At 50.5% G+C, this 299-nt stretch carries 1 pseudogene; it reads right to left on the minus strand.

What is annotated here, in order from left to right:
• Positions 1-299: pseudogene (locus tag AB4585_RS23945) on the minus strand (ATP-dependent DNA helicase RecG); the annotation flags it as partial.

A 299-nucleotide genomic window follows, 5' to 3' on the forward strand; every position in this document is an offset into this window, starting at 1 on the left:
TCTTACTAAGTCAGCGATCTTGAAGTCAGCAATACCGGTTTGTTTGGTCCCCAGTAGCTCTCCAGGGCCTCTTATTTCAAGGTCACGCTGCGCAATAATAAAACCATCATTACTCTCTCTTAATACTCCCAGTCGTTTCTGAGCTGTTTTAGACAGTGGTGCATGGTAGAGAAGCACGCAATGACTTGCTACTGTGCCGCGTCCCACTCGTCCACGTAGCTGGTGGAGCTGGGCAAGTCCAAGGCGCTCAGGGTTCTCTATGATCATCAAGCTAGCATTGGGCACATCCACGCCCACCT

The sequence above is a fragment of the Vibrio sp. 10N.222.49.C9 genome (assembly GCF_041474985.1).
In the GTDB taxonomy this organism is placed as follows: Bacteria; Pseudomonadota; Gammaproteobacteria; order Enterobacterales; family Vibrionaceae; genus Vibrio; species Vibrio crassostreae_C.